Origin of the sequence: Arthrobacter sp. NPDC093139, assembly GCF_044754165.1 — a bacterium.
GTDB lineage: Bacteria > Actinomycetota > Actinomycetes > Actinomycetales > Micrococcaceae > Arthrobacter.
Genome location: NZ_JBIVOO010000002.1, coordinates 446,770 through 460,936, shown reverse-complemented (window position 1 = coordinate 460,936; position 14,167 = coordinate 446,770). Strand labels below are relative to the sequence as shown.

12 protein-coding genes are annotated in these 14,167 nt (G+C 65.9%); 6 read left to right on the top strand and 6 right to left on the bottom strand.

What is annotated here, in order from left to right; translation table 11 throughout:
• Positions 1-16: 16 nt before the first annotated feature.
• Both ACIP90_RS05235 and ACIP90_RS05230 read left to right on the top strand, forming a co-directional pair.
• Positions 17-1,354 (top strand): DUF445 domain-containing protein, encoded by a 1,338-nt coding sequence (locus ACIP90_RS05235; protein WP_400577519.1) that lies wholly within the window; start codon positions 17-19, stop codon positions 1,352-1,354.
• A gap of 166 nt (positions 1,355-1,520) precedes the next feature.
• Positions 1,521-3,698, top strand: a complete 2,178-nt coding sequence (locus tag ACIP90_RS05230) for a M1 family aminopeptidase (protein ID WP_400577518.1) — start codon at positions 1,521-1,523, stop codon at positions 3,696-3,698.
• Positions 3,699-3,718: 20 nt separating this feature from the next.
• On the opposite strand, the gene ACIP90_RS05225 is transcribed toward ACIP90_RS05230, so the two are convergent.
• The 3 genes from ACIP90_RS05225 to ACIP90_RS05215 form a co-directional block, all read right to left on the bottom strand.
• Positions 3,719-4,468: a LamB/YcsF family protein gene (locus ACIP90_RS05225; protein ID WP_400577517.1), complete on the bottom strand. Its 750-nt coding sequence runs from the start codon at positions 4,466-4,468 to the stop codon at positions 3,719-3,721.
• Complete coding sequence (locus tag ACIP90_RS05220; RefSeq protein ID WP_400577515.1) at positions 4,452-5,222, bottom strand: hypothetical protein; 771 nt, start codon at positions 5,220-5,222, stop codon at positions 4,452-4,454. The genes ACIP90_RS05225 and ACIP90_RS05220 overlap by 17 nt, the downstream gene beginning before the upstream one ends.
• A gap of 109 nt (positions 5,223-5,331) precedes the next feature.
• Complete coding sequence (locus ACIP90_RS05215) at positions 5,332-5,922, bottom strand: hypothetical protein (protein WP_400577514.1); 591 nt, start codon at positions 5,920-5,922, stop codon at positions 5,332-5,334.
• A gap of 61 nt (positions 5,923-5,983) precedes the next feature.
• Here ACIP90_RS05215 and ACIP90_RS05210 point away from each other — a divergent pair, with 61 nt between their 5' ends.
• Positions 5,984-7,309 carry an MFS transporter gene (locus ACIP90_RS05210; RefSeq protein ID WP_400577512.1) on the top strand — a complete coding sequence of 442 codons (1,326 nt, stop codon included), beginning with the start codon at positions 5,984-5,986 and terminating at the stop codon, positions 7,307-7,309.
• Between the two features lie 108 nt (positions 7,310-7,417).
• On the opposite strand, the gene ACIP90_RS05205 is transcribed toward ACIP90_RS05210, so the two are convergent.
• The 3 genes from ACIP90_RS05205 to ACIP90_RS05195 form a co-directional block, all read right to left on the bottom strand.
• The gene (locus ACIP90_RS05205) at positions 7,418-9,787 is read right to left on the bottom strand and encodes a glycoside hydrolase family 65 protein (RefSeq protein WP_400577510.1); all 2,370 of its coding nucleotides are present in this window, start codon (positions 9,785-9,787) and stop codon (positions 7,418-7,420) included.
• Positions 9,788-9,872: 85 nt separating this feature from the next.
• Positions 9,873-10,619 carry an HAD family hydrolase gene (locus tag ACIP90_RS05200; protein WP_400577509.1) on the bottom strand — a complete coding sequence of 249 codons (747 nt, stop codon included), beginning with the start codon at positions 10,617-10,619 and terminating at the stop codon, positions 9,873-9,875.
• 392 nt (positions 10,620-11,011) lie between these two features.
• Positions 11,012-11,626 carry an alpha/beta hydrolase gene (locus ACIP90_RS05195; protein ID WP_400577507.1) on the bottom strand — a complete coding sequence of 205 codons (615 nt, stop codon included), beginning with the start codon at positions 11,624-11,626 and terminating at the stop codon, positions 11,012-11,014.
• A 188-nt stretch (positions 11,627-11,814) separates the two neighbouring features.
• Here ACIP90_RS05195 and ACIP90_RS05190 point away from each other — a divergent pair, with 188 nt between their 5' ends.
• From ACIP90_RS05190 to ACIP90_RS05180, 3 genes are all read left to right on the top strand, one after another.
• Positions 11,815-12,072 carry a DUF6458 family protein gene (locus tag ACIP90_RS05190; RefSeq protein WP_400577506.1) on the top strand — a complete coding sequence of 86 codons (258 nt, stop codon included), beginning with the start codon at positions 11,815-11,817 and terminating at the stop codon, positions 12,070-12,072.
• 290 nt (positions 12,073-12,362) lie between these two features.
• Positions 12,363-13,172, top strand: a complete 810-nt coding sequence (locus tag ACIP90_RS05185) for a DeoR/GlpR family DNA-binding transcription regulator (RefSeq protein ID WP_400577504.1) — start codon at positions 12,363-12,365, stop codon at positions 13,170-13,172.
• Entirely contained in the window at positions 13,169-14,167 is a 999-nt protein-coding gene (locus ACIP90_RS05180) for a 1-phosphofructokinase family hexose kinase (protein WP_400577503.1), read from the top strand. Before ACIP90_RS05185 ends, ACIP90_RS05180 begins: the two co-directional genes overlap by 4 nt.

The following is a 14,167-nucleotide window of genomic DNA, read 5'->3' as shown; positions in this document are numbered from 1 at the left end:
GGGCTAGGCTGGGCTCATGCAGGTGAATTCTGAGCCAACCACGCAGCCAGCCGCCCCGGCCTCCGGCCCTACCCGCCCGGCGGGTCCGGCCGCGGTGCCGCACCGGCTCAGCCCCGGAGACGCCGAAAAGGCGGCAGCGCTGCGGAAAATGAAGCTTGTGGCGCTCGCCCTGCTGATCGCCCTGGCGGTGGTGTTCGTGGTCGCGTTTGCGCTGCAGAAGCAGTACCCCTGGCTGGAATATGTCAGGGCCGCGGCAGAGGGCGGCATGGTGGGCGCCCTCGCGGACTGGTTCGCGGTGACGGCCCTGTTCAAGTACCCCATGGGTCTGAAGATCCCGCATACAGCCATCATTCCCCGGCGCAAAGACCAGATCGGGGCGTCACTGGGAGAGTTCGTGGAAACCAACTTCCTCTCCGAGCAGGTGGTGCAGGACAAACTCGCCAGCATCAACGTTTCCGGCAAGGTGGGCCAGTGGCTCTCGGGTCCGGGCGGTGCCGAGCGGGTGGCTAAGGAGGGTGCCGCCGTCATCCGTGGCACCTTCAAAGTCCTGAACGACGACGACGTCCAGGCAGTCATTGAGGGCATGGTCCGCAAGCATCTGCTCACCCCGCCATGGGGGCCTCCCGTGGGGCGGATGGCCGAACGTATTTTCGCCGACGGACATCACCACCATCTCGTGGACCTGCTGGTGGACCGGGCAGCTGACTGGGTGGCCGCCAACCATGACACGGTCATCCGCCTGGTCACCGACCGCTCTCCGCAATGGGTGCCCAGCTTCGTGGACGGCCTTGTGGGCGACAAGGTCTACCTGGAGATCCTGAAGTTCACCCGTGCAGTACAGGCGGACCCACAGCACCAGGTGCGCAAGTCAATCGACAAATACCTCACGGACCTGGCCCAGGACCTGCAGCACGACCCCGCCATGATCGCCCGCGCCGAAAGCATCAAGGCGCAGGTCCTCGGAGATCCGGAAGTCCGCGAACTCGCCTCACGGACCTGGGCGACCATCAAGAGCGCGCTGCTCAGCGCCGTCGACGATCCCAACAGCGATCTGACCGTGAAATTCAAGGCCGCCGTGCGCGACCTGGGCGCACGGCTGGTCAGCGACGACGAACTGGCCGGCAAGGTCAACGCCTGGATCGGCGACGCCGCCGGCTACCTCGTCCGGACCTACCGCTCCGACATCGCCGGCGTGATCACCGATACCGTGGCCCGCTGGGATGCGGAAGAGACGTCCTCAAAGATCGAACTGCAAGTGGGCAAGGACCTGCAGTTCATCAGGATCAACGGCACCGTTGTGGGGTCGCTGGCCGGTTTGGCGATCTTCACGGTGGCGCATCTGGCGTTCGGCTGAGGCCCTTCCGGGCGCCCCAACTATTTCTCCCTTGACAGGGGCGTCGGCCAGGCGCATTTTTGTGGCTACAGTACGCCCCGGCCGTTGGGCCGGCGATCGCTTCCCGGTACCGAGGAAACTCGGCACCGGTGCCGTGTCCCCTCCGTGGAGCTTTGAATGAGGAGCGATGAAGTCCCTACCCTTCACATCGGCGGCGGGCCGGCATGCCCGCTATGGCCAGCCCTCCCGATGGGCTGGCCTCTTGCTTTCCTGCCTGCTTTTTGCCACAGCACTGACAGCTCCGGCGGCGGCGGCCGACGTCAACTTCCAGCCCGGGGATCCGGGTCTCGGCGATCCGTACTACCCTCTCGACGGCAACGGCGGCTACGACGTCACCCGCTACTCACTTGACCTCAGCTTCGACCCGGCTACTGGCGCGTTGGCCGGTTCTGCCACAATCCGCGCCGACGCCACGCAGGACCTCTCGTCGTTCAACCTGGACCTCGACGGGCTGGACGTAAACGCCGTCACGGTCGACGGCGAGAACGCGACACACACGCGCAGCGAAGGCGAGCTCACAGTGACGCCTGCAGCCGGCATCCGGAACGGGACGAAATTCGAGGCGGAAATAGCCTACTCCGGGATTCCGACCCTTCTGCTTGACCAATTCGGCCCGTCCGGGTTCTTCCATACCGACGACGGCTCACTGGTGATCGGGCAACCCCACGTGGCCGCCACATGGTTCCCTGCCAATGACCACCCGTTGGACAAGGCGGCATTCACCTTCCGGATCACCGTCCCCGAGGGGCGCGAGGTGGTGGCCAACGGGCTGCTTCGCGACCATGTCACGGCCGATGGCAAGGCTACCTGGACGTGGCAGGCGGACGAACCCATGGCGACGTACCTGGCGACCGCCAGCGTGGGCCAGTTTGAACTCAGTAAGTACACCAAAGACCGCATCAGCTACGTGGACGCCATCGATCCCGACCTGTTCAGCCCGGTCGTGAAAGCAAAAACGGGCAAGAACTTCGCCTGGTCCCACAGCGGCCTGAACTCCTACACACGCCTCACGAGAACCATCACCGTCCCGAAGACCGGGGCAGCCCTCTCCTTCTGGCTGCAACGGAACATCGAAAACGCATATGACTTTACCTTTGTGGAAGCACGCCCGGCAGGCTCCGGCGACTGGACCACGCTGAAGGATGACACCGGGCACACGAGCGGCAACCCGGGCGTTGCCTGCCCCAACCTGTTGGCATTGCACCCCTTCCTAAAGCACTATCTGACCGACAAGGGCGACGGTAAGTGCACCTCGACCGGCGCTACCGGGAACTGGTGGGCTGCCACCGGGCCGAGCACCGGCTGGGAATCCTGGGGGGTCAACCTCAGCCGCTTCGCCGGAAAGAAGCTGGAGGTTTCCATCACCTACGTAAGCGACGGCGTCCTGCCCTTCGACGGCGTGTTCGTTGACGACATTGCCGTCTCCACCGGGGAGGGCAGCACGTCCTTCGAGGATGACGGGAACAAGATGGACGGATGGGCCGCTTCAGGGCCGCCCGAGGGGAGCCCGCCCAGCGAGGACAGGTGGACCGCAGGCAGGGACGCGCCGCCCTCGCTCGGTGGCCGCGCGCAGGCATCGTTCGAGAGGCAGCCCGAAATCATCCGCTTCCTTTCGGGGTACTTCGGCGGTTATCCCTTCAAGGCAGCCGGCGGCATCGTGGATGACCTGGACCAACTCGGCTTCGCCCTGGAGAACCAGACCAGGCCCATCTATTCCAAGTACTTCTTCGCGGACCAGCTGGGAGCAGACTCGGTGGTGGTCCATGAACTGGCCCACCAGTGGGTGGGAGACGATCTCGCCGTGGAGACATGGCGTGACATCTGGCTGAACGAGGGCTTCGCCACGTATGCCGAATGGCTCTGGAGCGGGAAGGAGGGCCGGGAAACCCCGCAGCAGATCTTCGACTTCTACGCGCGTGCAATCCCGGCCGAGGCCCCGTTCTGGGCAGTCACCATCGGCGACCCCGGCCCCGAGGCCCTGTTTGACCTGGCCGTGTACGCACGCGGTGCCATGACCCTGCACGCCCTTCGCACCCTGGTGGGCGACGAGGTCTTCTTCGACATCCTGGAGGAGTGGACGGAGTCGAACACCGGAGGCAACGTCTCCACCGCTGACTTCATCAAGCTCGCCGAGCGGCTCTCCGGCCAGGACCTGGCCGGGTTCTTCACGATGTGGCTGTACACCCCGTCCAGGCCCGGCACGCTGAGCTCCCTTGACCGCCAGGCGTTCGGGCAGCAGCGCGGAGCGCCCGGCACAGCACGGATGCTAGAGGAACGGCTGGAATCCGGGATCAAGCCCCGCTAGGGCACGCCCAGGACGGCCGGTCAGGCGAAAGGCTGCATCTCCACTCCGGCCTCCTGGAGGCCGGAGTGGACAGCGGCGGCCATGTCTACGGCGCCGGGCGTGTCGCCGTGGATGCACAGCGAATCCGGGTCAACCCGGACCACTGTGCCGTCCACTGCGACTACCTCGCCCTTCAGCGCCAGGCGAACGGCCCGCTCAACAATGGGCCCGACGTCGTGCAGCACGGCACCGTCCTGCGAGCGCGGCACCAGGGTGCCGTCCGGGAGGTAGGCGCGGTCAACAAAAGCCTCGCGGAAGACGGGGTGGCCGGCTTCGCCGGCGTGCTTCAGCAGTTCAGAGCCGGGCAGTCCGAGAACCGGCAGTCCCTCGTCGTAGGCATGGATGGCGGCGACGACGGCGGCCGCCTGCTCGGCATCATGGAACGTCCGGTTGTACAGGGCACCGTGGGGTTTGACGTAGTCCACCGACGCGCCCACGGCATGGGCCACTCCGTCCAGCGCCCCAAGCTGGTACAGGACATCCCCGAACAGCTCGTCGAAGGACATGTCCAGGGACCGCCGCCCGAAACCGACAAGGTCCCGGTAGCCAACATGGGCACCAACAGTGACGTCCAGTTCGAAGGCAGCCCGGCAGCTGTCCAGCATGGTCACAGGATCCCCGGCATGAAAGCCGCAGGCCACATTGGCGCTGGTGACCAGCTGGAACATGGCGGCGTCATCGCCCATGCGCCAGGAGCCGAAGGACTCTCCCAGGTCAGCGTTGAGATCCATTGATGCCACCTTCCAGCGCAACACCTGATCCCGCCGCTACCTCTCCGGGGATGGTGTCCGGCATCGGGCCGAACGCCTCCTTGGCGTTGGCGACCACCACCTTGCCCATGGCGAGGTTGCCTGCTCCGCCGACCACTGCGCCGACGCCGAAGGGCAGCGCGCGGCCCAAGAGCATCGAGCCCTGCCGCCGCAGCAGGCTCTTCAGGAAAGCCTTCTGGATGCGGCTACGAATGAAGCCGGAGGCTGAGCCGCTGCGGGCAATGATGTCGCCGAGTGGCTGGCCTCCCCTGGTTCCCTGCGCCACTGCCTGCCCGGTCAGGGACCCGAGGAGCGAAGTGCCTTCCTCACCGAGCATGATGGCCATCACCAGCGTTTTGGCTTTGTTGGGATCCATCATGCGTATCCCGTGCAGCTCCGCGAGTGACGCCGCGTACAGCGCCGTCGCTGACAGGAAACCGACCGTAGCAGCTGCGGACAGGCCCAGGGACGCTATAGTGCCGATCCCGGGGACCAGCGCCGTGGCGCCCACCGCCGCTCCTCCGCCAGTAACGGCTCTCAGGTAATCTCGCTCCAAAATGTCAGCTAGCTGGGCCGCTGTAGCCTTGGGGTTCTGCCGCTGCAGCCGCTTTAGGTTCGCAAGGACCAGCGGACGCTGCACGTCGATTGCTCGGAGGAGGAAGTTATGGACCCCAGGTTTGGGCTTGCCTTCTGAGTCGAACACCGCCTTCTGGGCGGCCTCTTGGGCGATCTTCATTGCCGGGTTGCTTCGCATTGCCGTCTTCCCATCTGCCTCGGTCCGCAGTCAGCCGTCCAGCTGCTGCCTGCTTTAACATTAGTCACCTTGCTGATGTTTTCCGGCCGCCCTAGACCATCCAGGATTCAGCCACGGCAAGGTATGCGGACGAGGAAGGGCCGCGCGGCCCCGGATACACCGTGGGCGCGCCGGGCCATTCAACGCCGAACTCGGACAGCCGCCCTGCACTGCACGGCAGGTAGACGTTGTTCAGGGAGGCGCTGGCGGGCCCGAGCTGGAAGTCGGGTGCGGCGAATTGCCGCCGGTCCAGTACGCCGGTGATCTCCAGCGCAGCCCGGCGACCCGTGGCTTTGAATCCGCGCTCAAGGTTCACCTGCACCTCGAATTCGTCCTGCGTGTGGCTGATGCCGTTCAACGGGAAGCGCGCGGCCTCGGGGAAATAGCGGCTCAACTCGTTGGCCAGGGTTGCGGCGAAGAATTCGTTGGCGCCGTAGCTGCGCCAGCCCTGGAGGGTGGCCACCAGCAAGGCGGTCCCGGTTCCCCACTTGGACCAGTCGGCGACCCAGAAAGAGGCGAAACAGCTCGCAGGTTCACCGGGAACATGAACCCCGTGACGGTCCACGGGGTGCAGGGCGAGTCCATAGTTGGCCCCAATCAGCGCCACGCTGCGCCGCCGCGGTGCGGCGGGTGTGTTCCCCATACCCCGAGCCTAACCCGGAGCACCTGTTACCCAACGGAGGTGTCGGGCCTAAAATTGCACCGTGCCACTCCCCCGCGCCCTTCGCCCCTTTGCCCACCGTGAGTACCGCGTGCTGATCGCGGCACTGGCCGTGTCCATCTTCGGCTCAGGCATGTGGGCCGTGGCCATGGTGTATCAGGTCATCCATCTCGGCGGCGGACCGCTGGAACTTTCGGTGGTGGCCGCTGCCGGAAGCGTCGGGCTGGTGGCCTTCGTCCTTGCCGGCGGGATCGCCGCGGACCGCTTTCCGCAGCGGCTGCTGATCATCGGTGTGGAGGGCGCCAACCTGGCGGTGATTGCCGCCATCAGCGGGCTGGCTCTGACGGGCTGGCTCCAAATGTGGCATTTGATGGCAGGAGCGTTCGTCCTAGGCGTGGGAGCCGCGTTCTTCTTCCCGGCCTACTCTGCGATCCTGCCCCGCATCCTGCCGCCCGGCGACCTGCTGGCTGCCAACGGCATGGAAGGGACGATGCGCCCCATGCTGCAGCAGGCCGCAGGCCCTGCCGTGGCTGGCATCGTCGTTGCCGCACTGTCGCCGTCGCATGCCGTGACGGGTGTGGCCGCCTGCCATCTGCTGGCCTTTATCATCCTGAACTTCCTCGGCCAGCACGCCCTCGAGGCCCCGGCCAACGGCACAGCCCAGGAACACCACGGCCACGGGGAACCGCAGAAAGCTTCCTTCTTCGGGGAGCTCCGGGAGGGAATCAGCTATACACTGCAGACCCCCTGGCTGCTCTGGACACTCCTTTGGGCCTGCATCTCGGTCCTCTTCCTGATCGGCCCCATCGAAGTGCTGATCCCCTTCGTCGTCCGCGACCAGCTGAACGGGGACTCCAGGATGTTCGGCTTCCTGCTGGCCGTCATGGGCGTGGGCAGTGCGGTTGCCTCGCTCGTGACCGCCTCCTTCCGGCTGCCCCGGCGCTACCTGACGGTGATGATGGTTTCATGGGGCGCCGGCACCCTCCCCCTGGCCGCCGTGGGAATCATCGACAGCTTCTGGCTGCTGGCCCTGGCGCTCTTCATCTTCGGCGCCACAGGCAGCGTGGGAATGGTGATCTGGGGAACGCTGCTTCAGCGGCGCGTTCCGCCGCATTTGCTCGGCCGCGTCTCGAGCCTCGATTTCTTTGTCTCGCTCGCCCTGATGCCCGTGTCCATGGCGCTGGCGGGACCTGCCGCGGAGGCGTTCCCCATCTGGGCCATCTTCCTCTTCGCGGGCGGCGTCTGCCCCCTGATGGCCGTCGTTGCCATGGCTGCCGCCCGGATGCCGGCGGACGAGATGGCCCACCCGCTGGACCGGCACCACGACGTCTCCGCTGACGCCGACGCCGACGCGGACGCCAAACGCTGACAGCACGGAACCGCACGCAATACCACAACGCGGGAAACAGGATGGCCGGCTGCCCCAAGGGGTAGCCGGCCATCTGCTGTATCAGGCACGCTTATCAGGCGCGCTGCATCAGGCGCGTGCCCGCACCACCGGGATGCTTGCCGTGGGAGGGCCGCTCGGGAACACCGTGGGCTCGGGCACCCCGACGGGATCGAGAGCCACATGGACGGCGTCGGCACCCACTGCGTGGATTCCGCCCCGTACATCGATGTCCAGCGGCTCCCCTTCCACAACACGCAGGGTGATGCCGGCGGGGTCGAGGTCCACCGAGAGCAGCCGCCCCTGGAGCTTCAGGTGGAACGAGAGGCTGTCCCATTCCGCGGGAAGCCGCGGGTCGAAGTACGGGACAGGGCCCTGGTCCCGGAGGCCGGCGAAGCCGCACACCAGGGAGCTCCACACGCCGCCCGTCGATGCAATGTGCACGCCGTCGATCGTGTTGCCGTGGGAGTCGTCCAGGTCGATGAACGCCGCATTCGTGAAATGCTCCAGGGCCGCCTGCCGGTAGCCGACCTCGGCGGCCATGATGCCCTGGACGCACGCGGACAGCGTCGAGTCACCGGTGGTGATGGGGTCGTAAAAATCGAACGCGCGCCGCTTCTCCTCCGGAGTGAACTCCTGCCACTGCAGGAACATGGCGAGCACCGTGTCCGCCTGCTTCAGGACCTGGTGGCGGTAGATCACAAGGGGGTGGAAGTGCAGGAGCAGCGGGTACTTGGAGCGGGGCGTCGTCCAGTCCCAGGGCTCCAGGGTCATGAAGTCGTTGTCCTGCGAGTACACCTGAAAATGCTCGTCGAACGGCAGCTGGATCCTGGCCGCCGCCGCTTCCCAAAGCTGCCGCTCGGCATCGTCAACCGCCGGGTGGTCCAGTGCCGCCGCGGCCCGCAGGTTGAACCGCGCCATAACGTTGGTGTAGAGGTTGTCGTTCACCACGGCCGTGTACTCGTCCGGGCCGGTCACGCCATGGATATGGAACTGGCCGTCCTTGCCGAAGAAGCCCAGCGACGCCCACATGCGCGCGGTTTCGATCAGCAGGTCCGCGCCCATGCCGCTGCGGAACTCGGCGTCGCCGCTGGCCCATACGTACCTGTTGGCGGCGAAGGCAATGGCCGCGGCAATGTGGAACTGCGCGGTGCCGGCGGCGTAGTACGCGCTGGCCTCCAGTCCGTTGATGGTGCGCCACGGGAAGAGAGCCCCGTCCACGCTGAGCTCTTTGGCCCGGATCTTTGCCTCAGGCAGCATCTCGTGGCGGAACTCCAGAACCTGCCGGGCGCCGTCGGGGTTTGAGTAGGTCAGGTATGGCAGGAGGTAAACCTCCTGGTCCCAGAAGTAGTGCCCCTCGTAGCCGGAGCCGCTGACGCCCTTGGCCGGGATGCCGGCAACGCCGGCGCGGGCGGTGGCCTGGGCAAGCTGGAACAGGTTCCAGCGGATGGCCTGCTGCAGCTCGGGCTGGCCGCCCACCTTGATGTCTGTGGTCGCCCAGTATCCGCGGTAGTGGGTCTCACTTTCCGCGAAGACTTCCGCTACCGTCTTCAGGCCGGCCTCGGCGGCGGCGGCCGGTTCCTGGCCGGCTTCGGCATCCGCCGTGCCCGGCAGGCCCTCGCGGCTACCGCCGGCCACTGAGTAGCTGACGCTCTTTTCAAGCCGGAACGGCTCATCGGCTCCGACAGCCAGAACGTACCGGACGCTGCTTTCGTCCTGGTCCACTTGGGTGTCGAACGGCTGGTGGCCTGCGGAGGTCCAGTGGTCGACGGCGATTCCCACACGCTGCTTCGACTCTGCGGCTTCCCAGGAGAGACGCAGCGAGCCGTCGCCGCCGTCGAGCTTCACCGGCAGCAAGACGCGGCCGGCGTGCCGGCCGGCCCGGCGCGGATCGTGGGAGGAGTGGTCCTCCACAGGCTGGTCCTGCCGGTTGAGCACGCAGGAGGTGATATCGGCGGAGACCTGGCGGTCCGCCGAAAGCTCCAGGGAAATACCCAGGCAGCCCCGGGACTCGAAGCCCACGGCACGGCGCTCCACGGTGGTGACGGTGGCGCCCGAACGGCACTGCCACACGATGCGGCATTCGTAGACTCCCGTGGAGAAGTCGACGGACCGGCGGTAATCCAGCACCGCGGACTCGGCGAGGCTCAGCGTCTCGCCGTCGACGATGACCGTGAAGTTGTTGGCATCGGGGATGTACAGGATGCGCTGGCCGGTGCGGGCGAAACCGAAGGCATTTTCGGCGTGCTTGATGTCCCAGATTTCATGGAACCCGTTGATGAAGCTGCCAGGAAGCTCAGCGTCCGCGGCTGCCCAGTGGGCACCCCTGATGCCCAGATGGCCGTTGCCAAGGGCAAAGAGGGTTTCCAGGGCGCCGGCGTTGCCGGGGGCATGGCTGGTCTCCACGAGCTTCCAGGGGTCGTTGGGGAAGCGGGTGCGGTCAGCAGTAATGAGTGCCATGAGTGGCGTTCCTTTGGCGGTTGGAGGTGCGGCCAGGGTTGGGGACCTGGCGGTAATTCCGGCGGGCCGGGGCTAAACGGGCCGGCTAGAGCAGCTCGTCGAGATCGTTAACGACGAGCGTGGCGCCCGCGTCCAGCAGCGTCTGGCGCCCTGCGCCGCGGTCCACTCCGATCACCGAGTGGAAGTTGCCCGCGCTGCCTGCCTGCACGCCGGAGACGGCGTCCTCGACGACGACGCACTCCTCGCTGGGCACCTCCAGCAGTCTGGCTGCATAGTCATAAGTCGCCGGGCTGGGCTTGCCGGGCAGGCCTTCCGCCGCTGCGACGACGCCGTCAACTACCACCGGGAAGTGGACGTCCAGCCCTGCCGCGCGCAGCACGGACGGAGCGTTGCGGGATGAGGAGACGACGGCGACCTTGAGTCCGCGGGCAAGTGCCGCTTCGAGGAAGCGCACCGACCCTGCGTAGGGATCGACGCCGGCGCTGACGATGTCGTTGAAGATCTTGTTCTTGCGGTTGCCCAGCCCCTGGACCGTCTGGTTGTCCGGGTTGTCGTCGGTGGGACCCTCGGGGAGTTCGATGCCGCGTGAGGTCAGGAAGTCCCGCACGCCGTCGAACCTGGGCTTGCCGTCGATGTGGTCGAAGTAGTCGCTCTCCCGGTAGCCGGTCGTCCCGGGCAGCGCGGCCAGGTAGCCGTCGAAAAGTTCCTGCCACGCGCGCTCGTGGACCACCGCGGTGGGCGTGAGGACGCCGTCCAGGTCGAAGAGGATGGCAGACGCGCCAGTCCAGCTCGTGTGGCCGTGGCCGTGGCTGGTGCTCAGAAGTTCAGTCATGCCGGGTGCGGTGTCCTTTCGGATTGCGGACAGCAGTGGTTGGGGACCATGCAGGGAGGGGCGCCATCGTTGGCGGCAGATCATTGGGTGTGCGTTCTTCGGCACGGGTCAGTTGCGCGGCGCTGGGTTGCTTGCGGCGGAGCTTCGTGTGGCACAGGGTCACGTGGCGTACGGGCGCAGGCGCACTGAGAAAGGTCTTCTTCCATGATGAGGGCAGTGGCCCGTGAGGGCAAACCTGCCATGTCTTCGTGCAGCATGCATCAATCGGTCCAGCCCTTTCAGCACTCCGGCAGCGGACCGGCGGGTCGCGGCCGGAGTCGAGTGTAAGCGCTTGCAAATTTGCCCCGCAACTGTTTTTAACAACCCGCCGAAGTTTGACGGCTGCCTGCGTGCTACAGAACGTAGTGGCGAAGGAAGACACTCACATCAGCCAGCTCCGCCCGGGACATCGCATGGCCCATTCCCGGGTAGGTGCGTGCGGTCAGCTGGGTGTGCGCGTTCAGCCACTCCTCGGTGTACTCGACGGCTTCGTCGTTGATCACCAGATCCGCCTTGTCCCTGCCCCAGAAGAAGGGCGGCGGGACGTCTATCGATTCGCTCAAGGCAAGGAGATCGTTGTTCAGGACGAAGCCGGAAAGCCCGACGACGGCCGGGAACTCCCTCGGCCGCAGCCGCAGCAGCGTGCTGGCCATGGCCATTCCCTGCGAGTACCCCAGCAGGCTGACACTGCTGTGCCCGCCCTTGACGGAGTCAATCCAGGAAAGGACCGAGTTGGCTGCCGCGATGACATCGGCAAAGTCGTTCGTGAGGAAGTAGTCGAGCAGGAACCAGCCGTAGCCGTCCGCGATCGGCATCGGCGCGCGCAGCGCAGCGCAGGTGAATTCAGCCGGGAGGTGGTCGAAGAGGTTCACCATCCGCGATTCATCCGTGCCATAGCCATGCATCATTACGAGCAGCGGCGTCCCGGCACGCTCAGCCTCCGGCTTCGACCACACCACCGTCTCCATCGGACAAGCCTATCCAGTCCTGCACGCCCTTCTTGCGCCTGACCTGCGCGTTTGATTGAAAGTGCGTTTGGTGCGATGTAGCCTGACGATTAACAGCATGCTTAGCAAGTGGCGCATGACAGGCCGTACTTACCAAGTTGCGAGAAGTCAGCTAATGCCGAGAAGTCCGCTAACGCAAGGAGCACGTCATGAGAATCGGTTCCGCTATTTTCCTTATTGCCTTGGGTGCCATCCTGGCCTGGGCCGTCACCCCGGGACTCATTCCCAACGTTGACCAGACCCTGATCGGGTACATCCTGATGGTCGTCGGCGTCATCGGCCTGATCGTATCCCTCGTGATGGCGAACCCCGGCAGGAGCCGCCGCATCAGCGAATCGCGCTCGGTGGTCGACCCCAATACCGGCGAGCGCATTACCCGCAACGAGAGCCGTGACGGCGGCGTATAAACACCGCCGGCGCATCTCATCCCCCGCGCCTCAATCCACGGACCGTCTTCCGTGAAGCTGCAGATCAAATACCGGACAGCCGGGCCAGACCTCCGGGTCCGGCCCGGCTTTTGGTTTCATGTTGGTTTTTCGTTGACAAAGCAACATGAACGAAGATAAAGTCAAGTAATTGCAGATCATGTGATGGCAATCACTGGATGACAGTCATTGTGAAGCCGCTTTCCTGATCTGGAATGACCGGATGTTTTCGCCGTACTAACGCAGGGCAGTACTTACGCAATGGAGGGTATGTGTTCGCCGAGGAGCGTCAGCAGCAGATCGCAGGGCTCGTTGCAGCCAGCGGCCGCGCCAGCGTGACCGACCTCGCAGAACGCTTCCGGATCACCACCGAAACCGTCCGCCGCGATCTCGCCGCCCTCGAATCCGCCGGCACCGTCAGGCGTGTCCACGGCGGCGCCGTTTCAGCAGACCGCTTCAGCACAACTGAAGAAAGCATCCTGGAACGGACCATTCAGCGCCAGGAGCAGAAGCTCCGCATCGCGGAGGCCGCCCTCGCCTTCCTGCCGCAGGGACCCTCAAGCAGCATCGTCCTCGACGCAGGATCCACCACCGAGGTCCTGGCCGACCTCCTTTCCCGCCGCAGCACCGGGACGGCCGCTTCCAAGGGAGCCGACAGGGACCAGGAACTCGTGGTCATCACACACGCCGTCCCCATCGCCGCCAAACTTGCCAGTACGCCCGGCATCGCGCTGCAGATCCTCGGCGGCCGCGTCCGGGGACTGACAAAGGCGGCCGTCGGACAAGCAACCGTGGATGCAGCACACAAGCTCCGCCCGGACATCGCCTTCGTGGGAACCAACGGCATCCATGCAAGCTTTGGACTGAGCACCCCCGACCCCGAGGAGGCCGCCGTCAAGGCTGCCTTCGTCCATTCGGCCCGCCGCATTGTGGTGCTGGCCGATTCGTCCAAGCTGGACGCGGAAACGCTGGTCCAGTTCGCCTCGTTGAAAGATCTGGACACAGTGATCACTGACCGCAAACCCAGCCGAGAACTAGCCGCGGCGCTCGCAGACGCCGGCGTGGAGGTGGTCATCGCATGATTGTCACCCTCACAGCCAACCCCAGCCTCGACCGCACGGTCGCGCTTCCCGGGCCGCTCGAACGCGGCGAAGTGCAGCGCGCCGTCTCCGTGAGCCAGGAGTCCGGCGGCAAGGGCGTCAACGTCTCCCGCGCACTCGTGGCTTCCGGGCTCGAGACCGTCGCGGTTCTGCCCGGGGCAGATTCGGACCCCGTTATCGCCGGACTGCGCGACGCCAAAGTTCCCTTTGCCGCCCTGGCCATCCACGAACCCTTGCGGACCAACGTGGCACTCACGGAGCCGGGCGGCGTCACCACCAAGATCAACGAGCCCGGCCCCGTGCTCGATGAGGAGGCGCAGGAAGCCCTCATCGGCCTGCTGCTGGAACGCGCCCAAGGCGCCAGCTGGGTTGTCCTCGCGGGGTCGCTCCCGCCAGGAGTTCCTGCCGATTTTTACGCCACCGTCACCCGGAGGCTGCGTTCGGCGCACACTGGAAACAGCGTTCCGCAGATCGCCGTAGACTCCTCCGGGGCGCCGCTCGCGGCGGCAATCGCCGCCGATGCAGCAGGGGCAGTTTCCGGGAAACCGGATCTGCTCAAACCCAACGCCGAGGAGCTAGCGGAACTCGCTGCCGCAGCAGGTTTCGCCTCGGTGAGCACGGCTGAGGAACTCGAAGCGGATCCGGAGGCTGCCGCAGCAGCCGCCGCCGCCGTCGTGCGTTCCGGTGTGGGGGCCGTGCTGGCAACGCTCGGTTCAAAGGGCGCTGTCCTCGTGACGGCCGACGGCGCGTGGCTGGCCACGCATCCGCCGGTCACCGCGGTCAGTACGGTCGGCGCGGGCGATTCGTCGCTGGCCGGCTACCTGCTCGCCGCAGACCAGGGCGCCGCCCCGGCTGACCGACTCCGTCAAGCTGTGGCGCATGGCGCCGCAGCCGCATCCCTGCCGGGCTCCACAGTTCCGGCAGTCCACCAAACCACCCCCGATGCCGTAACCATCACGGCTCTCCGGAAGGATTGA

What these genes read in the sequence shown, in the direction of transcription:
- ACIP90_RS05235 (WP_400577519.1), top strand. Translation starts at nt 17, where the DNA reads ATGCAGGTGAATTCTGAGCCAACCACGCAGCCAGCCGCCCCGGCCTCC.
- ACIP90_RS05230 (WP_400577518.1), top strand. Translation starts at nt 1,521, where the DNA reads ATGAAGTCCCTACCCTTCACATCGGCGGCGGGCCGGCATGCCCGCTAT.
- ACIP90_RS05225 (WP_400577517.1), bottom strand. Translation starts at nt 4,468, where the DNA reads ATGGATCTCAACGCTGACCTGGGAGAGTCCTTCGGCTCCTGGCGCATG.
- ACIP90_RS05220 (WP_400577515.1), bottom strand. Translation starts at nt 5,222, where the DNA reads ATGAAGATCGCCCAAGAGGCCGCCCAGAAGGCGGTGTTCGACTCAGAA.
- ACIP90_RS05215 (WP_400577514.1), bottom strand. Translation starts at nt 5,922, where the DNA reads ATGGGGAACACACCCGCCGCACCGCGGCGGCGCAGCGTGGCGCTGATT.
- ACIP90_RS05205 (WP_400577510.1), bottom strand. Translation starts at nt 9,787, where the DNA reads ATGGCACTCATTACTGCTGACCGCACCCGCTTCCCCAACGACCCCTGG.
- ACIP90_RS05200 (WP_400577509.1), bottom strand. Translation starts at nt 10,619, where the DNA reads ATGACTGAACTTCTGAGCACCAGCCACGGCCACGGCCACACGAGCTGG.
- ACIP90_RS05195 (WP_400577507.1), bottom strand. Translation starts at nt 11,626, where the DNA reads ATGGAGACGGTGGTGTGGTCGAAGCCGGAGGCTGAGCGTGCCGGGACG.
- ACIP90_RS05190 (WP_400577506.1), top strand. Translation starts at nt 11,815, where the DNA reads ATGAGAATCGGTTCCGCTATTTTCCTTATTGCCTTGGGTGCCATCCTG.
- ACIP90_RS05180 (WP_400577503.1), top strand. Translation starts at nt 13,169, where the DNA reads ATGATTGTCACCCTCACAGCCAACCCCAGCCTCGACCGCACGGTCGCG.